The sequence below is a fragment of the Sphingomonas sp. SFZ2018-12 genome (assembly GCF_022496715.1).
GTDB lineage: Bacteria > Pseudomonadota > Alphaproteobacteria > Sphingomonadales > Sphingomonadaceae > Sphingomonas.
In genome coordinates this window covers 754872-774147 of sequence record NZ_WTFM01000002.1, presented here as the reverse complement: position 1 = coordinate 774147, position 19276 = coordinate 754872, and the positions used below count along the sequence as shown (strand labels likewise).

Here is a 19276-nt window from a genome sequence, read left to right as displayed (position 1 = left end):
CGAACCATAGTCGAGCGTGAAAAGGGGCCCCCCGCCCTGATGAGGATGGAATGATCGAGAATCAGAAAATCAGACCGGCAAAGGTGATCGGCCCGCTCGGCGAGCCGCTGACGCTCGACTCGCTCCCGCCGCCGAGCACGACGCGCTGGGTCGTCCGTCGCAAGGCCGAAGTCGTCGCCGCGGTGAACGGCGGCCTGCTGACCGTCGATGAAGTCTGCGCGCGCTACAACCTGTCGGTCGAGGAGTTTGCCGGATGGCAGCGCGCAATCGACCGGGTGGGCATGCCCGGCCTGCGCGTGACGCGCATCCAGCATTATCGCTCGCTCTACGAGCGTCAGCAGAAATTCTGACGCTGCCGCGCCCAATCGGGCGCGGCACATAGATCCCGACTCCGGCGATCCCGATTTTTGCCGGGGGCGGAACAAATGCCCGGTGTCAAGAGTCCTTCCGTCATCTGCCCACACATCAGGGTCAACGGAGGGAACAGCATGATCGGTTTCATTATCTGGCTCATCATCGGCGGCGTTGTCGGCTGGCTCGCCAGCATGGTCATGCGGACCGATGCGCAGCAGGGCATCATTCTGAACATCATCGTCGGCATCGTCGGCGCGTTCATCGGTGGTCTGCTGTTCGGCGGCAGCATCAACCAGGCGATCACGATCCAGACGTTCGTGGTGTCGCTGGTCGGCGCGATCATCCTGCTGGCGATCGTCAATCTGGTCCGTCGCGGCGCGGTGCGCTAACGCCGCCACGTTTCCGGGAAAATCCACCAGAATTGCATCGGGCCGCGGTCGATGACTGCGGCCCGATCCATATCTGCCGACCGTTGCTCAGTCGCCGCGACGGCCCAGCAGGCGCAGGCGGAGCGCGTTCAGCTTGATGAAACCGGCGGCATCGCGCTGGTCATAGGCGCCCTGGTCGTCCTCGAACGTCACGACCTTTTCGCTGTACAGCGTGTGCGGCGACTTGCGCCCGACAACATAGACGCCGCCCTTGTAGAGCTTGAGCCGCACCGTGCCGGTCACATTGTGCTGGCTGTGGTCGATCGCGGCCTGAAGCATTTCGCGCTCGGGCGCGAACCAGAAGCCGTTGTAGATCAGCTCGGCATAACGCGGCGCGAGTTCGTCCTTCAGGTGCGCGGCACCCCGGTCGAGCGTGATTGACTCGATGCCGCGATGCGCGAGCGCGTAGATGGTGCCGCCCGGCGTTTCGTACATGCCGCGCGACTTCATGCCGACAAAGCGGTTCTCGACCAGGTCGAGCCGGCCGATGCCATGCTTTCGTCCCAGGTCGTTGAGCGCGGCGAGCAGGGTCGCGGGCGACATCGCCGCGCCATTCAGCGCCACGCCGTCGCCGCGCTCGAAATCGATGGTGATGTATTCGGGCTGGTCGGGCGCATCCTCGGGATTGACGGTGCGCGAATAGACGTAATCGGGCACTTCCTCCCACGGATCCTCCAGCACCTTGCCCTCGGACGAGGTGTGCAGCAGGTTGGCGTCGGTTGAAAACGGGCTTTCGCCGCGCTTGTCCTTCGGCACCGGAATCTGGTTCTTCTCGGCAAAGTCGATCAGCGCGGTGCGGCTGGTCAGGTCCCATTCGCGCCACGGCGCGATCACCTTGATATCCGGGTTGAGCGCATAGGCGGACAGCTCGAAGCGCACCTGGTCATTGCCCTTGCCGGTGGCGCCGTGCGCGACCGCGTCCGCCCCGACCTCGCGTGCGATCTCGATCAGACGCTTGGAAATCAAGGGCCGCGCGATCGAGGTGCCGAGCAGGTACAGCCCCTCATACAGCGCATTGGCGCGCATCATCGGGAATACGAAATCGCGGACGAACTCCTCGCGCAGGTCGTCGATGAAGATGTGCTCGGGCTTGACCCCCATCAGCTCCGCCTTGGCACGCGCGGGCTCAAGCTCCTCGCCCTGGCCGAGATCGGCGGTGAAGGTCACCACCTCGCAACCATAATTCTGCTGCAGCCATTTCAGGATCACGCTGGTGTCCAGCCCGCCCGAATAGGCCAGGACGACACGGTTGATCTGATCGGCCATGCGCGAAAACTCCGATGAAGATGGGCAATTGGGCGCGCTCTAGGGTTGCGGTCGGCCCCGCGCAAGCACGCGCTCGCACAACCGGAGGCGCGGTGATAGGATCGCGCGTCGGATAGGGTGTGGAACCGGGAGCAATCCAGCATGGCCGAACCGAAGACCAAGCCGACGCCGATGTCGCCCGATGAATTCATCGCCGCGGTCGAAAATCCCCAGCGCCGCGAGGACGCGCGGCTGGTCGCCGATTTGATGGCCAGGCTGTCGGGCGAGCCCGCAGTGATGTGGGGGCCGTCGATCATCGGCTACGGGCGGTATCGCTACCAATATGACAGCGGCCGATCGGGCGAGATGTGCCGCATCGGATTCAGCCCGCGCAAGGCCAATCTGGTGCTCTACCTGATTTCCGGGTTCGCGGCACACGATGCGCTGCTCGCGCGGCTGGGCAAGCACCGGACGGGGGCGTCTTGCCTGTATGTCAACCGGCTCGGCGACATCGACCTCGACATCCTCGAACAGCTCATCCGCGGCGCGCTCGACGAAATGGACAGGCGCTATCCGCGCGAGGCCGCGGCACTCAGCTGAAGCACGACTTGGCGATGCGGGTCAGGCGGCAGGCGAGATCGGCCTCGCCCGATGCCACCAGGAAATGGTCGCCCGCATCGACGATGCCCGTAGTGAACACGACCGGCGAGCGCAGATAGCGTTGGTGCGCAATCCCCGCGGTCAGATCCGGTGCGCTTTCGATCAGCGGCGCGTCGTCCGCCTGATGCAGGATCGCGGCGGGATCGTCGCGGTCGAGCAATGCCCAGAAGGTGCGATAGGTCCCGATATAACTGTCGGGTTGGACCCCGTGATAGAGCACCAGCCACCCCTCCGGCGTCAGGACCGGCTGCGCCCCGCCGCCGATTCGGAAACCGGTCGGCCGGTCGCGTCGCGGGCGGATGCCCGGGCGGTCGAAGGGGCGCCAGTGCAGCGCGTCGGGCGATCCGGCCAGCTGGATCGCGGGGCCGGCGACATGCGCGTCGTCGGGCGGGGTCGCCACCCAGCTGCTCCCCAGCGGCCGGGTCAGCGCGACGAACTGGCCGCCGGGCTTGCCCTCGAACAGCACCATGTCCTTGTTCTGATGATCGAGCACGATGCCGACCGGCTGGAAGGCGCGGCCGTCGACCGACACCCACAGCCCCGTACAATGGCGCTGCGACGAGACGCAGCAGGCCGTCATGTACCAGCGCCCGCCGATCAGGCTGAGCCGTGGGTCCTCGAGCCCATATTGCTGCCATGCGGTTCCCGGCGCGATGATCCGGTCGTAATGGACGTCCACCACCCGCTCGCCGTCGCCCGACAGCTCGACCGGCAACAGCCAGGACAGCGACGTCAGCGCAAAGGGTTTGTTCGGATTGTCGCGGAGGGTGAAGACACGCGGATCGGTGAAGCTGACCTGATCGACTGGCCAGCGGTCGAGCACGTAACCGTCGGGTGTCCACCGGATCGCATGCGCGAAACCCCGATCGAACGGCCGGCGCAGCGCTTCGGCGACGCGCACCATCATCATCAGGTTGCCGTTGGGCAGGCGCGCCAGCCCCGGGTTGAACGCGCCGAGTACGAACGTCTCCGCGTCGATGCCGGCACGCAGCGGCGACCGCGCGAGATCGACATCGTCGGGGGTGAAGACCAGGAAGTCGTCGCGCATTCAGGCGGGGCCCGTGTCGCGCAGCCGCTCGTGGTGGCGAATCACCTCGTCGATGATGAAGCGCAGGAATTTCTCCGAGAATTCCGGATCGAGATCGGCGTCGCGGGCCAGCGCGCGCAGGCGGGCGATCTGCGCGTCCTCGCGCCCCGGATCAGCGGGCGGCAACCCGGTGCGCGCCTTGTAGGCGCCGACCGCCTGCGTCACCTTGAAGCGTTCGGCGAGCAGGAAGACGAGCGCGGCGTCGATATTGTCGATGCTCTGGCGATAGCGCCGCAGCGTGTCGTCGGCCATTTGGAGGCGCTCCTTTCAGGGGACTGCCTCTTTCGCGATTTGGCGGGGTGGGGGCAAGCCCGCTCAGACTTGCGTTCGGCGGGACTTGCCGCCACAGCGGGGACCAGATGAGCGCCACGATCCACCGCCTTTCCGCGCACGGCCAGCCCTCGCTCGACCCGATGGTCGCGCTGGTGGCGACCGATCTCAATCTCGTCAACGCGGTCATCCTCGACCGGATGCAGTCGGATATTCCGCTGATCCCCGAGCTTGCCGGCCACCTGATCGCCGGCGGGGGCAAGCGGATGCGGCCGATGTTGACGCTGGCGAGCGCGCGGCTGCTGGATTATGCCGGGTCGCGCCACCACCGCCTCGCCGCCGCGGTCGAGTTCATCCACACCGCCACGCTGCTGCACGACGATGTCGTCGACAATTCCGACCTGCGGCGCGGGCGGCGCACCGCCAACATCATCTGGGGCAATCCCGCGAGCGTGCTGGTCGGCGATTTCCTGTTCAGCCGCGCGTTCGAGCTGATGGTCGAGGACGGCAGCCTGAAGGTGCTCAAGATCCTGAGCCACGCCAGCGCGGTGATCGCGGAGGGCGAGGTCAATCAGCTGACCGCCGCGCGCAAGGTCGATCTGGGCGAGGACCGCTATCTCGAGATCATCGGTGCCAAGACCGCGGCGCTGTTCGCCGCCGCGTGCCGGATCGCCGCAGTCGTCGCCGAGCGCCCCGAGGCGGAGGAAGCCGCGCTCGACGCCTATGGCCGCAACCTGGGCATCGCGTTCCAGCTCGTCGACGATGCGATCGACTATGTTTCCGACGCCGGCACGATGGGCAAGGATGCCGGCGATGATTTTCGCGAGGGCAAGGTGACGCTGCCCGTCATCCTGGCCTATGCGCGCGGCGACGCCCCGGCGCGCAAGTTCTGGAAGGACGCGATCGAGGGGCGGCGCAACGACGACGCCGATTTCGCCGAAGCGATCCAGCTGGTCCAGGCGAGCCACGCGGTCGACGATACGCTGGCGCGCGCGCGCCACTACGGCCAGCGCGCCATCGACGCGCTCGGCGGCTTTGCCGGCGGCAAGGCCAAGGACGCGATGGTCGAGGCGGTCGAGTTCGCGGTCGCCCGCGCCTATTGAACGTGTCACGTCATGGTGGAGGAACGGCGATGTCCAGCGGAACGGCACTCGTCACCGGCGCTTCGGCCGGACTGGGCGCAGGCTTTGCACGCGCGCTCGCGGATGACGGCCACGACCTGATCCTGACCGCGCGCCGCGCCGACCGGCTCGAGACGCTGGCCGGCGAGTTGCGCGACCGGTTCAAGATAAAGGTGGAGGTGATCGGCGCTGATCTGGGCCAGCCCGGCGCGGCGCGGATGCTGATCGACGAAGTCACGCGACGCGGCCTTTCGGTCGACACGCTCGTCAACAATGCCGGCTTCGGCCAGCTCGGCGCGTTCGTCGACCAGCCGATCAACCGGCTGGACGAAATGCTCGATCTGAATTGCCGCGCGGTGATGGACCTGTGCCGGCTGGTGCTGCCCGGCATGATCGATCGGCGCGCCGGCGGCATCCTCAACATCGCATCGACCGCCGCATTCCAGCCGGGGCCCGGCATGGCGGTCTATTATGCGACCAAGGCGTTCGTGCTCAGCCTGTCGGAAGCGCTGCACGAGGAAGCCAGGCCGCACGGCGTGCGCGTCGCCGCCCTGTGTCCCGGACCCACGATCACCGAGTTTGCCGGTGTCGCGGGGATGCGTGACACCCCGTTGTTTCAGCGGTTCGCGGTACGCCCCGGCCAAGTGGTCGAGGACGGGATGCGCGCGCTCAAGGCCAATGACGCGGTGAAGATTTCGGGCTTCACCAACCGGGTCATGGCCTTTTCCAACCGGCTGACCCCGCGCGGCATGGTCCGCCGGCTGGTCGGATCGCTCCAGTCGACGCGGGAATAGGCGCGCCGCCGATCCGGCGTTCAATGAAAGTCGCGCGATTTCTGGCGCAGCGCATCCTCGGGGTCGCAGCCCTGGCGGAAGGGCGGGTGATAGATGCCGCGCGGTTTCCACCCCGGATCGCCGCGATCCGGGGCGCCGCCATGCGTCGCGCCGTCGCCCGGCCCGGTCAGCCGCGGCAGGTCCGCGTCGCCGATGGTGCGCAGCATCGGCGTGTAATCGACGATGCGATCGGTGATGACGTGGATCACCAGCCCCTCGCGCTGGACGCGCCCGCGCACGCCGATCATCGCCGCCGACATGACGGTGCGCCGCTGCGCCTCGAACCGGTCGGGCCACAGGATCGCGTTGGCGACTCCCGTCTCGTCCTCGATGGTGATGAACAGCACGCCCTTCGCGCTGCCCGGCTTCTGGCGCACCAGGATGATCCCGGCGACCTCGACAAAGCGGCCGTCGCGAACGGTCTTGAGGTCGGCACAGCGCACGATGCCGCGCCGGGCGAAATCGTCGCGCAGGAAGCTCAAGGGGTGCGCGCGCAGCGACAATTGCAGCGCGCGATAATCCTCGACCACTTCGCGCCCCGCGCTCAGCGGGTCGAGCGCGACCGCCGGTTCGGCCAGTTCGGGGGCAAGGCTGCCCGCGCGCGCGTCCGCCGCCGCGAACAGCGGCAGCGGCTGCGCCCCCAGCCCCTTGATCGCCCATAGCGCCTGCCGCCGGTCGAGCCCGAGCGACTGAAAGGCATCGGCGCGCGCCAGTTTCTCCAGCGCGGCGAGCGGCACGCCGGAGCGTCGCCAGACATCCTCGACCGAGGTGAAGGGCGTGTCGCCCCGCGCCGCGACGATCCGCGCGGCATGTTCGTTGGACAGACCATTGACCATGCGCATCCCCAAGCGCAGCGGCAGCAGGATGCGCCCGGTGCCGGGGGGTGTGCCCCGGTTCAGGGGGGATGCAGCTAAGCCCCTCCCCTTTAGGGGGGGTGTTGGGATGGGGGCTATCCGTCGGACGCTGCGCTGGTGAACAGCCCCCACCCCCGACCCCTCCCCTGAAGGGGAGGGGTGAGGAGAAAGCGCCAGATCAAGCCCCTCCCCTTCAGGGGAGGGGTTGGGGTGGGGGGGAGCCACCAGCGCCGCGCCAGGTGGATAGCCCCCACCCCCGGCCCCTCCCCTGAACGTGAGGGGGGATGGCGCGCCCAAATCCCACCCCTCCACCATCACGTCCCAGCGGCTGGCGTTGATGCACAGCGGCCGCACCTCGACGCCGTGTTCGCGCGCGTCGCGGACGATCTGGGCGGGGGCGTAGAAGCCCATCGGCTGGGCGTTGAGCAAAGCGGCGCAGAAGATGTCGGGGTGATGATGCTTCATCCAGCACGACGCATAGGCGATCTTGGCAAAGCTGGCGGCGTGGCTTTCGGGAAAGCCATAGCTGCCGAAGCCCTCGATCTGCTTGACCAGCCGCTCGGCAAAGTCCTGGGCGATGCCGTTCGCGCGCATGCCCGCGATCAGCTTGTCGCGGAACTCGCCGACCCCGCCGGTGAACTTGAACGTCGCCATCGCGCGGCGCAGCCGGTCGGCCTCCGCCGGCGTAAAGCCCGCGCCGACGATCGCGACCTTCATCGCCTGTTCCTGGAACAGCGGCACGCCCAGCGTCTTTTCCAGCACGTCGCGCAGCGCATCATTGGGATAGACGACCGCCTCGCGCCCCTCGCGCCGCTTCAGATAGGGATGAACCATATCGCCCTGGATCGGGCCGGGGCGCACGATCGCGACCTCGATCACCAGGTCATAGAATTCGCGCGGCTTCATGCGCGGCAGCATCGACATCTGCGCGCGGCTTTCGATCTGGAACACGCCCAGCGTGTCGGCGCGCTGGATCATCGCGAAGGTATCCGGGCAATCGGTCTGCATCTCGTCGCTCGCCATGTCGATCGCCACGCCCTTGTGCGCTTCGAGCAGTTCGAACGCGCGGCGCATGCAGCCGAGCATCCCCAGCCCCAGCACATCGACCTTCATGAAACCCAGCGCCTCGATATCCTCCTTTTCCCATTCGATCACCCAGCGGTCGGGCATCGCGGCGGGTTCGACCGGCACCAGATCGTGGAGCGGATCGCGGGTCAGCACGAAGCCGCCGGGGTGCTGCGACAAATGGCGCGGCGTGCCGATCAGCTCGCGCGCCAGCTCCAGCGTCAGCGCGATGCGCGGGTCGGTCGCGTCCAGGTTGAGCGCCTCGACATGCCGCTCCCCCACCCCTTCGGCTGACCAGCCCCAGACCTGGCCCGCCAGCCCCGCGGTCAGGTCCTCGCTCAGCCCCAGCGCCTTGCCGACCTCGCGCACGCTGCCCCGCGCCCGGAAGCGGCTGACGACGGCGGTCAGCGCGGCATGGTCATGGCCATAGCTGTCATAGATCCACTGGATCACCTCCTCGCGCCGCTCATGCTCGAAATCGACGTCGATGTCGGGCGGCTCGTTGCGGCTGGTCGAGATGAAGCGTTCGAACAGCAGCTTGTGCTTGATCGGGTCGATCGACGTGATGCCGAGCACGAAGCAGATCATCGAATTGGCCGCCGATCCGCGCCCCTGGCACAGGATGTTCTGCGCGCGGGCATATTGCACGATCGAATGGACGGTCAGGAAATAGGGGGCATAGCCCATCTGCTCGACCAGCCCGAGTTCGTATTCGAGCAGCGCGCGATAGTCGGCGGGCGGATCGCCGCTAAAGCGCCGGTCGAGCGCCTGGCGCGCCATGTGCGCCAGCGCGTCCTGCGGGCTGCGGCCGCTCATCACGATCTCGTCGGGATATTGATAGCGCAGGTCGCGCGGGCTGAAGGTGCAGCGTTCCAGGATCGCATCGATCGCGCGCAATGCATCGGGGTGATCGGCGAAGCGGCGCGCCATTTCCTGGGGCGGGTGCAGGTGGCGATCGGCATGGCGCTCGCGCCGGAACCCCAGATCGTCGACCGTGCATTTGTTTCGGATGGCGGTGACGACATCCTGCAGCATCCGCCGGTCGGGATGGTGATAGAGCACGTCCCCGGTCGCCAGCGGCACCAGGCCATGCGCACGCGCCGCCCGGTCGAGCGCGTGGAGGCGCAGCGCGTCGTCGGGCCGGCGGTGCCAGGTCAGCGCGACATGGCCGCGCCCGGGAAAGATATCCGCCATCCAGCGCATCGCCAGCGGGTCGCCGCGATCGGCAAGGCCCGGCACCAGCGCCGCGACCAGCCCGTCGGCATGCGCCGCGACATCCTCCCAATGCAGGAAGCACTGCCCCTTTTCGCCGCGTTTGGGGTCGGCGCGCCCCTTGCCCAGCGTCAGCAGCCGGGTGAGCGCGCGCCAGCCGCCGACATCCTGTGGCCACACCAGCAGCGACGCGCCGCACACCAGGTCGAGCCGGCAGCCGGCGACCAGGCGGATCGGCGTGCCCTGCTCGCTCACCTGTTCAGCCGCGATCAGCGCGCGGACGATGCCGCCCACCGAATTGCGATCGGTGACGCCCAGCGCCGGCATCCCCAGCATCGCGGCGGTGGTGAACAATTCCTCCGCCGACGATGCGCCACGCAGGAACGAGAAATGCGTCGTGACCTGAAGCTCGGCATAGGTCATTGGCCGGGCCACAGCGGTTGAAATGGGGCCAACAGTCCAGAAACTGAACTGCTCAAGCCCATCCCCTTCAGGGGAGGGTTGGGGGCCGTCGGGCGCGGCGCTGGTGGACAGCCCCCACCCCCGGCCCCTCCCCTGAAGGGGATGGGTGAAGAGAGGTCAGTGCCCATTCACCCGAACAGGCCATGGAGATACCAGCTCAGGTCGCCGGTGGCGGGGCGTTCGCCGTCGCCGCGGCGGAACAGCCAGAAACGCTGGCCGGCGTCGTCCTCCACCCGGAAATAGTCGCGGGTGGCGTGACGTTCGGCGGAACGTCGCCACCATTCGCCATGAATGCGCTCCGGCCCGTCGGCGCGGATCACGCGGTGGGTGCGCCCGCGCCAGGTGAAGCGCAGCGGCGGACGATCGGGCAATTCGGCAAGCACGTGATCGAGCATTTCGGGCCGGCGCAACAGCCGTACCGGGCGCGGCCAGGCGGGGTGCCAGATCGGCGATTTGCCAGTGCGGTCGAGGCGGCGGACATCGTCGGGGCGCAGCCGCTCCCCGGATTCCGGCGGCGGCGTGAGCGGGCCAACGCGCCCGACAGCGCGTTCGGGCACGTCGCTTTCGACGGGCTCGGCACGCCACAGCCGCGCCATGCCGATGCGGTTGGCGATCGCATCGATCAGCGGGGCGAGATCGGGCGTGGCGTCATGCTCCAACCCGGCGGCGACCGGTTGGGGTGCCAGCGGCTCGCTGCGGCGCAGGTGGAGCGTCATCGCATCGATGCCGTACCCCGGCTCGATCGTCTCGATCCGCCGGGTGAGCAGGCGCAGCAGGTGCGCGGGATCGCGGCTGGCCTGCGCCAGGCCGATACGGATGAGCTGGGGCACATGGTCGACCCGGTCGGCGATCAGCTCGACCGCGCGCGCGCCCTCGCCCGCCGCGGTCAGCGCCGCGACCAGCCGGGTGACGAGCACACCCAGCCAGTGGGCGATCACCTCCGCCGTCAGGATCGGCTCGGCGAAACGCTGTGCGACCGCGATCGCGTCGCGCGCGATCACCGGGACGAGCGGCTCGGGCAGCCTGCCCGTCGCCTGGTCGATCCGGTCGCTCAGGGCGCGACCGAAACGGCGCACGAGCGGTGCGCGCGGCAGGGCGATCAACGCCGCGATGCGGTCGACGCCCAGCCGCCGGAGCAATTCGACCTGGTCGGGCGCGATGCGCAGCGCGGCGGGCGGCAGGGGAGCGAGCGCATCCGCCTGTCCCCCCGGCGGGCACAAGGTCACGGGATCGCAGCCCCAGCGCGCCAGCGCCCAGGCGGCACCGGGCGTGTCGGCGATGGCGACGCGCGCGCTGATCCCCAGCCGGGCGAGCAGCCGCACCAGCCGCCGCGCCATCGCGCCCTCGCCGCCGAACAGATGCGCGACGCCGCTCACGTCGACGAACAGCAGGTCGTCGTCTTCGATCGCCACCACCGGCGACCAGCGCCGCGCGAGCAGCAGCGCCAGCCGGTTCAGGTCGGCGCGATCGCCCGCCGGATCGGCGGGATAGAGCCGCAATTCTGGCGACTGGGCGCGCGCCTGCGTCACCGCCATGCCGGGGGTGATGCCCAGCATGCGCGCGACCGGACAGGCAGCGGCGATGACGATGCGGCTGCCGGTACGGTGAGTGGTCGCGTGGGCGATGGGTAAGACCGGGGATTGCCTGGCCTTGACCTGCCGCCGGGAGGAAAATTCGGGTGTCGCAGGACTGCGCAGCGACACCGGCGAATGGCCGCGCGCTTCATCGCAGGGCATCGACTTGAACGGGTGATCGGCGGCTTCGCTGCGCCGGCCAAGCTCGCGCAGCGGCGGACGCTGATGTGCGGGGAGCCTTTCAATCTGCGCTGCCATCTCGGCGCGGGCCCAGCGCGCGCCGGGGCGCCAGCCGGGCGTGTTAGGCACCGAACATTGCGTCGCGCGCTCGCGATGCGCGATTTCGCCCAGCGGCGCGGGATCAGCGGCGACCGGTTCAGGCGGCGGCGCGGCGATCCGCCCCGCCCGCCGCAGCCGGTCGATCGACCAGTCGGGCAGGTAGAGCGCAGCGACCCGTTTCATCGCATCCCTCCAGCAACCAGTGATGAGGCTCGCCGCCGCGCTGGCGGACAAGGTCGACGTGCCAGCGCGACCGGCCGACGCCGGCGACCGGCAGCGCTGCCGACGGCGCGCACCCGATCCGCCAGCGCGTCACCGCGGCCGACGGAATGGCGAGCGGATCGCCCCCGGCGCGGTCGTGGCGGCGCAGCAGCAGCGCGACGGTGCGGCCGCCTTCGGCCGCGAGCTGCAACCGGCGGGTAGCGGGCATCGCCGCGCGCTTCACCTCGCCGATCACCGCGCCCAGCCCGCGATGGCGCAGCCCCTCCTCCATCAACGCGAGCAGTTCGGCATCGTCGGCCGCCTCGGCATAGATGACGCGGTGCGCGCCCAGCCCGACTTGGCTCAGCCCCGGCGCGAACAGGTCGCGGCGGCGCACCACCCACAGCACCTCGCCCCACGCGCGCGCGGCGATGCCCGCCAGGAACAATGTGGCGGCGGCATCATCGGCCAGCGACGGCCCACCGCCCGCGACTTCGTGCAGCGCATCGAGCCTGAGGCCGCCATCGCCCAGCCGCCGGTCCACCGCCGCGATGCCGAACGGCAGCACGTCACGACGGCGCAGCGACGCGCCTTCGATCGCACGAAGCTGTTCGCGCAGCTCAACCAGGGCAGTGGCATTGGACACGGCACGACTCGACTCGGAGTAATGTTCCTATTTTGTTCCTATCGTGCCGTGAGTCAATCGGGCGCAGTGGAATCCCCCTGCCCCAGTGCACGCTGCAGATAGACGGTGTCGAGCCAGCGGTCGAACTTGCGCCCGACCGATCGCATCCGCCCGGCATGGGTAAAGCCAAGTGCGGCATGAAGCGCGATCGAGGCGGGTTCCGGCCCGCCGACCACCGCTAGCATCTGGCGGAACCCGGCCGCTTCGGCCGCGTCGATCAGCGCGCTCAGCAGCACGCGGCCAATCCCCCGCCCGATCATGTCGGGGGCCAGGTAGATGCTGTCCTCGCAGGCATGGGCATAGGCCGGGCGATCGCGGAACTGCGTGGCATAGGCATAGCCGACCACGCGACCGTCACAGCACGCGACCAGCCACGGCCAGCCGCGCGCCGCGACCATCAGGATCTTTTCACGTGTCGCCACCGCATCGGGGGCGGCGGTATCGAACGTCGCGGTGCCGTGCGCGACGTGGTGCGCATAGATCGCCGCGATCGCCGCGGCATCGCTCTCACCGGCCGCGCGGATGACCAGTGCGGGATCAGGCGGGGCGGCGGACCGGGTCATGCCGCCGCCCCGCGCCCGATCAGTTGATCCGCGTGCGAACCGACAGGCCGATGATGCGCGGTTCGTTGACGAAGGCGGTGTTGTTGTTGAAGTCGATGCCGCCCTTCACATTGTCCTCGTCGGTAATGTTGCGCGCGAACGCCGCGATTTCCAGGCTGCCGTCCTGCTTGGCATAGCCGATGCGCAGGCCGCCTTCGAACTGGGTGTCCGAATTGAACTCGCGCGATTCATAGAGGAAGAAGTTGGTCGGTCCCTGGAACGCCCAGTCGGTGAAAACGAACAATTCCGCATCGCCCTTCACCGGCACGGCATAGCGGGCGGTGAAATCGCCGATCCATTCCGGCGCGTTGGGGAACGGGTTGCCGTCGACCAGCGCGCGCCGCGTGCCCGCGATCGTCACGGTCGGATCGGTGACGGTGCACTGGGCACAGATGCCGACCGCGAGCGTGTCGTCGTTGATCTCGGTGTCGTTATAGCTGAAGCCGGCGGTCAGCGTGAACCGCTCGGTCACGCGGAACTCGCCGTCGAGCTCGAACCCCCAGGCATTGGCCTTGTTGGCGTTGAGCAGCTGGACGAGGTTGCCGCCGCCGCCGACTGCGGTGAACTGCGGGTTGTTGACGCTGTAGGTGAACGCGGCACCGTTCAGGCGCACGCGGCGGTTGAACAGCTCGCTCTTGAAGCCACCTTCCCATGACAGGATCGTCTCCGACGCGGCGACCGACGGCGGTGCGAAGAAGGCGACGTCACGGCCCTGGATCGACGGCGCACGGAAACCGTCGGCCACACGGCCATAGATGCTGAATTCGGGCGTCACTTCATAAAAGGCACTGACGTCCCAGCTCACGCGCTCGTCCGACACCTCGCGGTTGTCGAGCGGCGAACCACCGATCACGTTGAACAGCTTGCGATCGTCGGTGTAGCGCGCGCCGCCCGTCAGCTTCAGCGCTTCCGTCAGCTTGTAGCTCGCCTGACCGAACACCGCCCAGCTTTCGTTGCGGTGGCGCACCAGCGTCGGCGGGGGGAAATCGAAGCCCTGGGTCAGCACGGTGAAATCGCTGTCGAAGAAGAATGCGCCGACCTGCCAGCCCAGCCGGCCGGTGCCGTTGCTGGCGAGGCGGACTTCCTGAGTGCGCTGCTCCAGGTCGATCGAATCCTGGGTGTCCGACGGGAACGGGATGAAGCCCGGCCCCGACACCGGCAGGAACGCCGCGCCGAAACCGCCGTCCACGTCGGCACGGCTGCTGCCTTCGCTCGATTCATAGGCGCTGATCGAGGTGATCGTCGCGAAATCGGCTTCGTAATCGACGCGCAGCGACCCGCCGGTGCCGCGATAGGCCTGGCGATTGCCGCCGCCGGCGTCGAGGAAGACGCGATCGCGGTCGTAATTCTGGTTCAGCTCGTTATTGCCGGGCCCCAGGATGTTGGCGCGAAAGATCGCCGAGCCGCCGAAGGATTCGAGATTGCGATAGTGCAGGTTGCCCAGGATGCTGAGCCGCTCGATCGGGGTGAACAGCAGCTGGCCGCGCACCGCGCGCTCCTCATAGGCGCCATAGACATCGTCCTGGCGCCGGAAGCCGTTGTCGATCCAGTTCTCGCGCCGCTGGATCAGGAACGACACGCGTGCCGCGAGCACGTCCTTGACGATCGGTGCGCCGACGCCACCGTCGAAGTTGAGCGAGCCAAAGGTGCCGAAGGAAAGCGAGCCCTGCGCGCTGAAATCGTTCGACGGCTTGACCGTATCGAACTTGATGATGCCGGCCGGCGTGTTGCGCCCGAACAGCGTGCCCTGCGGACCGCGCAGCACTTCGACACGCTCGATGTCGAACAGCGGAAAGCTCTTGAGCGAGACGTTCTCCAGCACGACTTCGTCGACGATCACCGACACCGGCTGCGACGCGGCGAGATCGAAGTCGGTGTTGCCGAGGCCGCGAATGTAGAAGCGCGGGGCGACGCGGCCGTTGGAGCTTTCGGCATACAGGCCGGGGACCCGAGTCGCGAGCGCGGTGATGTCGTTGCCCGAATCGAAAATGGTCTGCAGCCGCTCCGACGGCAGGATGGCGACCGACAGCGGCACTTCCTGGATGTTCTCCGAACGGCGCTGGGCGGTCACCACGATGTCCGCGAGCTGGCCGTCGTCGACGGTTTCCTGAGCAGGGTCGGCGGAAGTGCTCTGCGCCTGGGCGGTCCCCGCACCCAGTAGCGCCACGATGCCCAATGCCACACCCTGGTGCCAGCGACGCCGCATACGACCGTTCGATTCGTTCATTTCGATCCCCCGATAAGCGCGGCGACCGGCCTCTCCCAAGCCGGAATCCGTCGCTGTCAAACCCGTGAAACATCGCGCGAGCGGGTGCCGCCGTCGCTTGGCCCATCCCATTGTCAAAAAATTGAAGCAAAAACGAGGCGTGATCTTACGGCAACGAGCTTTTCGTCACTACAGCAGCAAGAATGCCACAGCACGCTCTGGCCGTCCGCGCCGCCAGCGTGCAGATTGTCGACGGCGTCCCGATGCGCCCGATGCGGCGGTCGGCTCGACAGCTCGCTTGAAACTTTATAACAGGCTGGCGCAATCAAACGCCACGGCCACGTTCAAGCCGCGGCGACCGTTCGGAGAGTGTATGAGGCTGCAGCACCCATGACGCAGACCCGCGACCGCGCCAACCTGCCGCCGCTCAGCCTGCACGTGCCGGAACCCAAGTTCCGGCCGGGCGATCCGGTCGATTTCAGCGACATCGACGTGCCGGCGGCGGGCGCGACTCGCCGCCCCGACACCGCCGAACCCGCCGACCGTTTCCGCGAGCTCGCTTACGGCCTGGTCCGCGTGCTCGACGATTCGGGCCAGGCGGTCGGCGACTGGAACCCGCGACTCGACGGCGATCAGCTGCGCCGGATGCTCCGGATGATGGCGCTGACCCGCGCCTTCGACGAACGCATGTTCCGCGCCCAGCGCCAGGGCAAGACCAGCTTCTACATGAAGAGCATGGGCGAGGAGGCGGTGTCGGTCGCCGCCGCGCTGGCGCTCGCCCCCGACGACATGTGCTTTCCCAGCTATCGCCAGCAGGGCGTGCTCATCACCCGCGGCTACAGCCTGGTCGAGATGATGAACCAGATCTACTCGAACAAGGGCGACAAGCTGCAGGGCAAGCAGCTGCCGATCATGTATTCGGCGCGGGATTACGGGTTCTTCTCGATCTCCGGCAACCTGGCCACCCAATATCCCCAGGCGGTCGGCTGGGCGATGGCCAGCGCGGCCAAGGGCGACACGCGCATCGCCGCGACCTGGTGCGGCGAGGGGTCGACGGCGGAGGGCGACTTTCATTCCGCCTGCACCTTCGCGGCGGTCTATCGCGCACCGGTGATCCTGAACGTCGTCAACAACCAATGGGCGATCAGCAGCTTTTCGGGCTTTGCGGGTGCGGAAGCGACGACTTTTGCGGCGCGCGCGGTCGGCTACGGGATCGCCGGGCTGCGCGTCGACGGCAATGACGCGCTCGCCGTCTATGCCGCGACCGCCTGGGCGGCCGAGCGCGCGCGAACCAATCAGGGCGCGACGCTGATCGAACACTTCACCTATCGCGCGGAAGGGCATTCGACCTCGGACGATCCCTCGCAATATCGCTCGGCCCAGGAGGCCGCCGAATGGCCGCTGGGCGACCCGGTCACCCGGCTGAAACAGCACCTGATCGCGATCGGCGAATGGGACGAGGACCGCCAGGCGGCGATGGATCTGGAACTGGCCGAACAGGTCAAGACCGCGCAGAAGGAAGCCGAAAAGAACGGCATCCTCGGCCACGGCCTGCACCAGCCGCTCGACACGATGTTCGAAGGCGTGTTCGAGGAGATGCCCTGGCACCTCAAGGAACAGCAGGCACAGATGCTGGCCGAGGAAAGCGCCTCGGGCCGCCCCTGGGCGAACGCGAAATGAGGGGGCGAAATCTTGTACGTCGTCCCGGCGCAGGCCGGGACCGCTCACCGAATGTCGCGCCTTCACCTGCCAGCGGCCCCGGCCTCCGCCGGGGCGACGGAGTTTTAGTCCGTGACTGACCAAGACCTCACCGAAACCCCCGCCACCACGCGGATGAACATGATCCAGGCGATCAACTCCGCCATGGACGTGATGATGGCGCGCGACCCCGACGTCATCGTGATGGGCGAGGATGTCGGCTATTTCGGCGGCGTGTTCCGCGCGACGGCCGGCCTGCAAAAGAAATATGGCAAGACGCGCGTGTTCGACACGCCGATCACCGAGATCGGCATTGTCGGCGTGGCGATCGGCATGGGGGCCTATGGCCTGCGGCCGGTGCCGGAGATTCAGTTCGCCGATTACATCTATCCCGCGCTCGACCAGCTTGTCTCCGAAGCCGCGCGGCTGCGCTATCGTTCGGCGGGCGAGTTCACCGCCCCGATCACGGTGCGGTCGCCGTTTGGCGGTGGCATCTTCGGCGGCCAGACGCACAGCCAGAGCCCCGAAGGCATCTTCACCCATGTCTCGGGCCTGAAGACCGTGATCCCGTCGACCCCCTATGATGCCAAGGGGCTGCTGATCGCCGCGATCGAGGACAACGACCCGGTCATCTTCTTCGAGCCCAAGCGCATCTATAACGGCCCGTTCGACGGCCATTGGGACCGCCCGGCCAAGAACTGGTCGCAGCACCCGGCGGGCGAGGTGCCGACCGGCTATTACCGCGTCGATCTGGGCAAGGCGGCGGTGGCGCGCGCGGGCAGCGACCTCACCATCCTGGCCTATGGCACGATGGTTCATGTCTGTCAGGCGGTGGTCGAGGAAGCCGGCGTCGACGCCGAGATCCTCGACCTGCGCACGCTCGTCCCCCTCGACATCGACGCGATCGAGGCATCGGTTCGGAAAACCGGACGCTGCATGATCGTCCACGAAGCGACCCGCACCGGCGGCTTTGGCGCGGAACTCTCGGCACTGGTCACCGAACGCTGCTTCTATCATCTCGAAGCCCCGGTCGAACGCGTGACCGGCTTCGACACGCCCTATCCCCACAGCCTGGAATGGGCCTATTTCCCCGGCCCCGTCCGCATCGGCCAGGCACTCAAGAAGATCATGAAGGACTGAGGATGGCCCGCTTTTCGTTCCGCCTGCCCGATATCGGCGAAGGGATTTCCGAGGCCGAGATCGTCGCCTGGCATATCAAGATCGGCGACCGGGTCGAGGAGGACCAGCAGCTCGCCGACATGATGACCGACAAGGCGACGGTCGAGATGGAATCGCCCGTCGCCGGCATCGTGGTCGAACTGGCCGGCGAGGTCGGCGACCAGATCCCGATCGGATCGACCCTGGTGGTGATCGAGACGGATGCCGAGGTGGAAGCCGAAGCGACCACCGAAACGCCCTCTCCCCTTGAAGGGAGAGGGCTGGGAGAGGGGACCGCGCAGGTGCCGGAAGCGGCCGAACCCGCAGCCGAACCAAGCCCGCCCCCTGCTTCAGACACCATCGCGCCCGAACAACCTCTCTCCCCGACCCCCTCCCCTGAAGGGGAGAGGGAGAAGCCGATTCTCGCCTCCCCCGCCGTGCGCGAACGCGCGCGGGCGCTGGGCATCGACCTGCACGAGGTGAAGCCGGCGGAGGGCGACCGCATCCGTCACGCCGATCTCGACGCCTATCTGCGTTACGGCGCCGCCCAGGGCTATCATGCCCCCCATGCCAGCCGCGCGCGCGACGACCAGCCGGTCAAGGTCATCGGGATGCGCCGCCGCATCGCCGAGAACATGGCGGCGGCCAAGCGCCACATCCCGCACTTCACCTATGTCGAGGAAATCGACGTCACCGCGCTGGAGGCGCTGCGCGGCGACCTGAACGCCAATCGCGGCGCGCGGCCCAAGCTGACCATGCTGCCGCTGCTGATCGTCGCCATCTGTCGCACCGTCCCCGACTTTCCGATGATCAACGCGCGCTATGACGACGAAGCGGGCGTGGTGACGCGCCATGGCCGCGTCCATCTGGGCATGGCGACCCAGACCGACGCCGGGCTGATGGTGCCGGTGATCCGCGATGCGCAGGACAAGAATGTGTGGCAGCTCGCCGCCGAAATCACGCGGTTGGCCGAGGCTGCACGCACCGGCAAGGCGAAGTCGGAGGAGCTGTCGGGCGGCACGCTGACCGTCACCTCGCTCGGGCCGCTGGGCGGGGTCGCCACTACGCCCGTGATCAACCGGCCCGAAGTGGCGATCATCGGCCCCAACAAGATCGTCGAGCGCCCGGTCTTTGTCGGCGACGACATCGTCCGCGCCAAGCTGATGAACCTGTCGATCAGCTGCGACCACCGCGTCGTCGACGGCTGGGATGCGGCGAGCTTCGTCCAGGCGCTGAAGAAATTGCTGGAAACGCCGGTCCTGCTCTTCGCCGACTGAAAAAG

Annotated in this window: 16 protein-coding genes; 8 read left to right on the top strand and 8 right to left on the bottom strand. The window is 67.9% G+C overall.

Annotated features, from left to right (window positions below):
- The first annotated feature begins 50 nt into the window (after positions 1-50).
- Together GO308_RS12710 and GO308_RS12705 are read left to right on the top strand one after the other, a co-directional pair.
- Positions 51-350 (top strand): DUF1153 domain-containing protein, encoded by a 300-nt coding sequence (locus GO308_RS12710; RefSeq protein WP_066476941.1) that lies wholly within the window; start codon positions 51-53, stop codon positions 348-350.
- A gap of 141 nt (positions 351-491) precedes the next feature.
- Positions 492-743 (top strand): GlsB/YeaQ/YmgE family stress response membrane protein, encoded by a 252-nt coding sequence (locus GO308_RS12705; RefSeq protein WP_066477096.1) that lies wholly within the window; start codon positions 492-494, stop codon positions 741-743.
- 87 nt (positions 744-830) lie between these two features.
- Here the strand turns inward: GO308_RS12705 and GO308_RS12700 are convergent, their stop codons facing one another.
- Positions 831-2048 (bottom strand): argininosuccinate synthase, encoded by a 1218-nt coding sequence (locus GO308_RS12700; protein WP_066476939.1) that lies wholly within the window; start codon positions 2046-2048, stop codon positions 831-833.
- Between the two features lie 141 nt (positions 2049-2189).
- On the opposite strand from GO308_RS12700, the gene GO308_RS12695 reads away from it, so the two are divergent.
- The gene (locus tag GO308_RS12695; protein ID WP_240885673.1) at positions 2190-2627 is read left to right on the top strand and encodes a DUF1801 domain-containing protein; all 438 of its coding nucleotides are present in this window, start codon (positions 2190-2192) and stop codon (positions 2625-2627) included.
- Here the strand turns inward: GO308_RS12695 and GO308_RS12690 are convergent.
- Positions 2620-3735 (bottom strand): glycosidase, encoded by a 1116-nt coding sequence (locus GO308_RS12690; RefSeq protein ID WP_240885672.1) that lies wholly within the window; start codon positions 3733-3735, stop codon positions 2620-2622. The genes GO308_RS12695 and GO308_RS12690 overlap by 8 nt on opposite strands.
- Positions 3736-4026 carry a chorismate mutase gene (locus GO308_RS12685; RefSeq protein WP_066476933.1) on the bottom strand — a complete coding sequence of 97 codons (291 nt, stop codon included), beginning with the start codon at positions 4024-4026 and terminating at the stop codon, positions 3736-3738. It abuts the gene before it with no gap.
- A gap of 107 nt (positions 4027-4133) precedes the next feature.
- Between GO308_RS12685 and GO308_RS12680 the strand changes: the two genes are divergently transcribed.
- Both GO308_RS12680 and GO308_RS12675 read left to right on the top strand, forming a co-directional pair.
- Positions 4134-5147 carry a polyprenyl synthetase family protein gene (locus tag GO308_RS12680; protein ID WP_066476930.1) on the top strand — a complete coding sequence of 338 codons (1014 nt, stop codon included), beginning with the start codon at positions 4134-4136 and terminating at the stop codon, positions 5145-5147.
- A 29-nt stretch (positions 5148-5176) separates the two neighbouring features.
- Positions 5177-5959 carry an SDR family oxidoreductase gene (locus tag GO308_RS12675; RefSeq protein ID WP_066476927.1) on the top strand — a complete coding sequence of 261 codons (783 nt, stop codon included), beginning with the start codon at positions 5177-5179 and terminating at the stop codon, positions 5957-5959.
- A gap of 20 nt (positions 5960-5979) precedes the next feature.
- On the opposite strand, the gene GO308_RS12670 is transcribed toward GO308_RS12675, so the two are convergent.
- From GO308_RS12670 to GO308_RS12650, 5 genes are all read right to left on the bottom strand, one after another.
- On the bottom strand, positions 5980-9552 hold the full coding sequence (locus GO308_RS12670) for an error-prone DNA polymerase (RefSeq protein WP_240885824.1): 3573 nt from the start codon (positions 9550-9552) through the stop codon (positions 5980-5982).
- 167 nt (positions 9553-9719) lie between these two features.
- On the bottom strand, positions 9720-11627 hold the full coding sequence (locus GO308_RS12665; protein ID WP_240885671.1) for a DNA polymerase Y family protein: 1908 nt from the start codon (positions 11625-11627) through the stop codon (positions 9720-9722).
- A complete protein-coding gene (locus tag GO308_RS12660; protein ID WP_066480840.1) occupies positions 11542-12291 on the bottom strand; it encodes a protein ImuA in 750 nt (249 codons plus the stop codon). The genes GO308_RS12665 and GO308_RS12660 overlap by 86 nt, the downstream gene beginning before the upstream one ends.
- Before the next feature lie 53 nt (positions 12292-12344).
- Positions 12345-12893: a GNAT family N-acetyltransferase gene (locus GO308_RS12655; protein ID WP_240885669.1), complete on the bottom strand. Its 549-nt coding sequence runs from the start codon at positions 12891-12893 to the stop codon at positions 12345-12347.
- Positions 12894-12912: 19 nt separating this feature from the next.
- Positions 12913-15159, bottom strand: coding sequence for a TonB-dependent receptor (locus tag GO308_RS12650; protein WP_240885667.1), 2247 nt, complete (start codon positions 15157-15159; stop codon positions 12913-12915).
- 369 nt (positions 15160-15528) lie between these two features.
- Between GO308_RS12650 and GO308_RS12645 the strand changes: the two genes are divergently transcribed.
- The 3 genes from GO308_RS12645 to GO308_RS12635 all read left to right on the top strand — a co-directional run bounded on the left by GO308_RS12645 (position 15529) and on the right by GO308_RS12635 (position 19271).
- On the top strand, positions 15529-16818 hold the full coding sequence (locus GO308_RS12645) for a 3-methyl-2-oxobutanoate dehydrogenase (2-methylpropanoyl-transferring) subunit alpha (protein WP_066545545.1): 1290 nt from the start codon (positions 15529-15531) through the stop codon (positions 16816-16818).
- A 153-nt stretch (positions 16819-16971) separates the two neighbouring features.
- Positions 16972-17976 carry an alpha-ketoacid dehydrogenase subunit beta gene (locus tag GO308_RS12640; RefSeq protein WP_066480868.1) on the top strand — a complete coding sequence of 335 codons (1005 nt, stop codon included), beginning with the start codon at positions 16972-16974 and terminating at the stop codon, positions 17974-17976.
- Between the two features lie 2 nt (positions 17977-17978).
- Complete coding sequence (locus GO308_RS12635) at positions 17979-19271, top strand: dihydrolipoamide acetyltransferase family protein (protein WP_240885664.1); 1293 nt, start codon at positions 17979-17981, stop codon at positions 19269-19271.
- The last annotated feature ends 5 nt before the right edge of the window (positions 19272-19276 follow it).

Coding starts and splice junctions, on each gene's coding strand:
- GO308_RS12645 (WP_066545545.1), top strand. CDS start 15,529: ATGACGCAGACCCGCGACCGCGCCAACCTGCCGCCGCTCAGCCTGCAC.
- GO308_RS12665 (WP_240885671.1), bottom strand. CDS start 11,627: ATGAAACGGGTCGCTGCGCTCTACCTGCCCGACTGGTCGATCGACCGG.
- GO308_RS12700 (WP_066476939.1), bottom strand. CDS start 2,048: ATGGCCGATCAGATCAACCGTGTCGTCCTGGCCTATTCGGGCGGGCTG.
- GO308_RS12670 (WP_240885824.1), bottom strand. CDS start 9,552: ATGACCTATGCCGAGCTTCAGGTCACGACGCATTTCTCGTTCCTGCGT.
- GO308_RS12685 (WP_066476933.1), bottom strand. CDS start 4,026: ATGGCCGACGACACGCTGCGGCGCTATCGCCAGAGCATCGACAATATC.
- GO308_RS12635 (WP_240885664.1), top strand. CDS start 17,979: ATGGCCCGCTTTTCGTTCCGCCTGCCCGATATCGGCGAAGGGATTTCC.
- GO308_RS12710 (WP_066476941.1), top strand. CDS start 51: ATGATCGAGAATCAGAAAATCAGACCGGCAAAGGTGATCGGCCCGCTC.
- GO308_RS12650 (WP_240885667.1), bottom strand. CDS start 15,159: ATGAACGAATCGAACGGTCGTATGCGGCGTCGCTGGCACCAGGGTGTG.
- GO308_RS12675 (WP_066476927.1), top strand. CDS start 5,177: ATGTCCAGCGGAACGGCACTCGTCACCGGCGCTTCGGCCGGACTGGGC.
- GO308_RS12640 (WP_066480868.1), top strand. CDS start 16,972: ATGAACATGATCCAGGCGATCAACTCCGCCATGGACGTGATGATGGCG.
- GO308_RS12655 (WP_240885669.1), bottom strand. CDS start 12,893: ATGACCCGGTCCGCCGCCCCGCCTGATCCCGCACTGGTCATCCGCGCG.
- GO308_RS12695 (WP_240885673.1), top strand. CDS start 2,190: ATGGCCGAACCGAAGACCAAGCCGACGCCGATGTCGCCCGATGAATTC.
- GO308_RS12690 (WP_240885672.1), bottom strand. CDS start 3,735: ATGCGCGACGACTTCCTGGTCTTCACCCCCGACGATGTCGATCTCGCG.
- GO308_RS12680 (WP_066476930.1), top strand. CDS start 4,134: ATGAGCGCCACGATCCACCGCCTTTCCGCGCACGGCCAGCCCTCGCTC.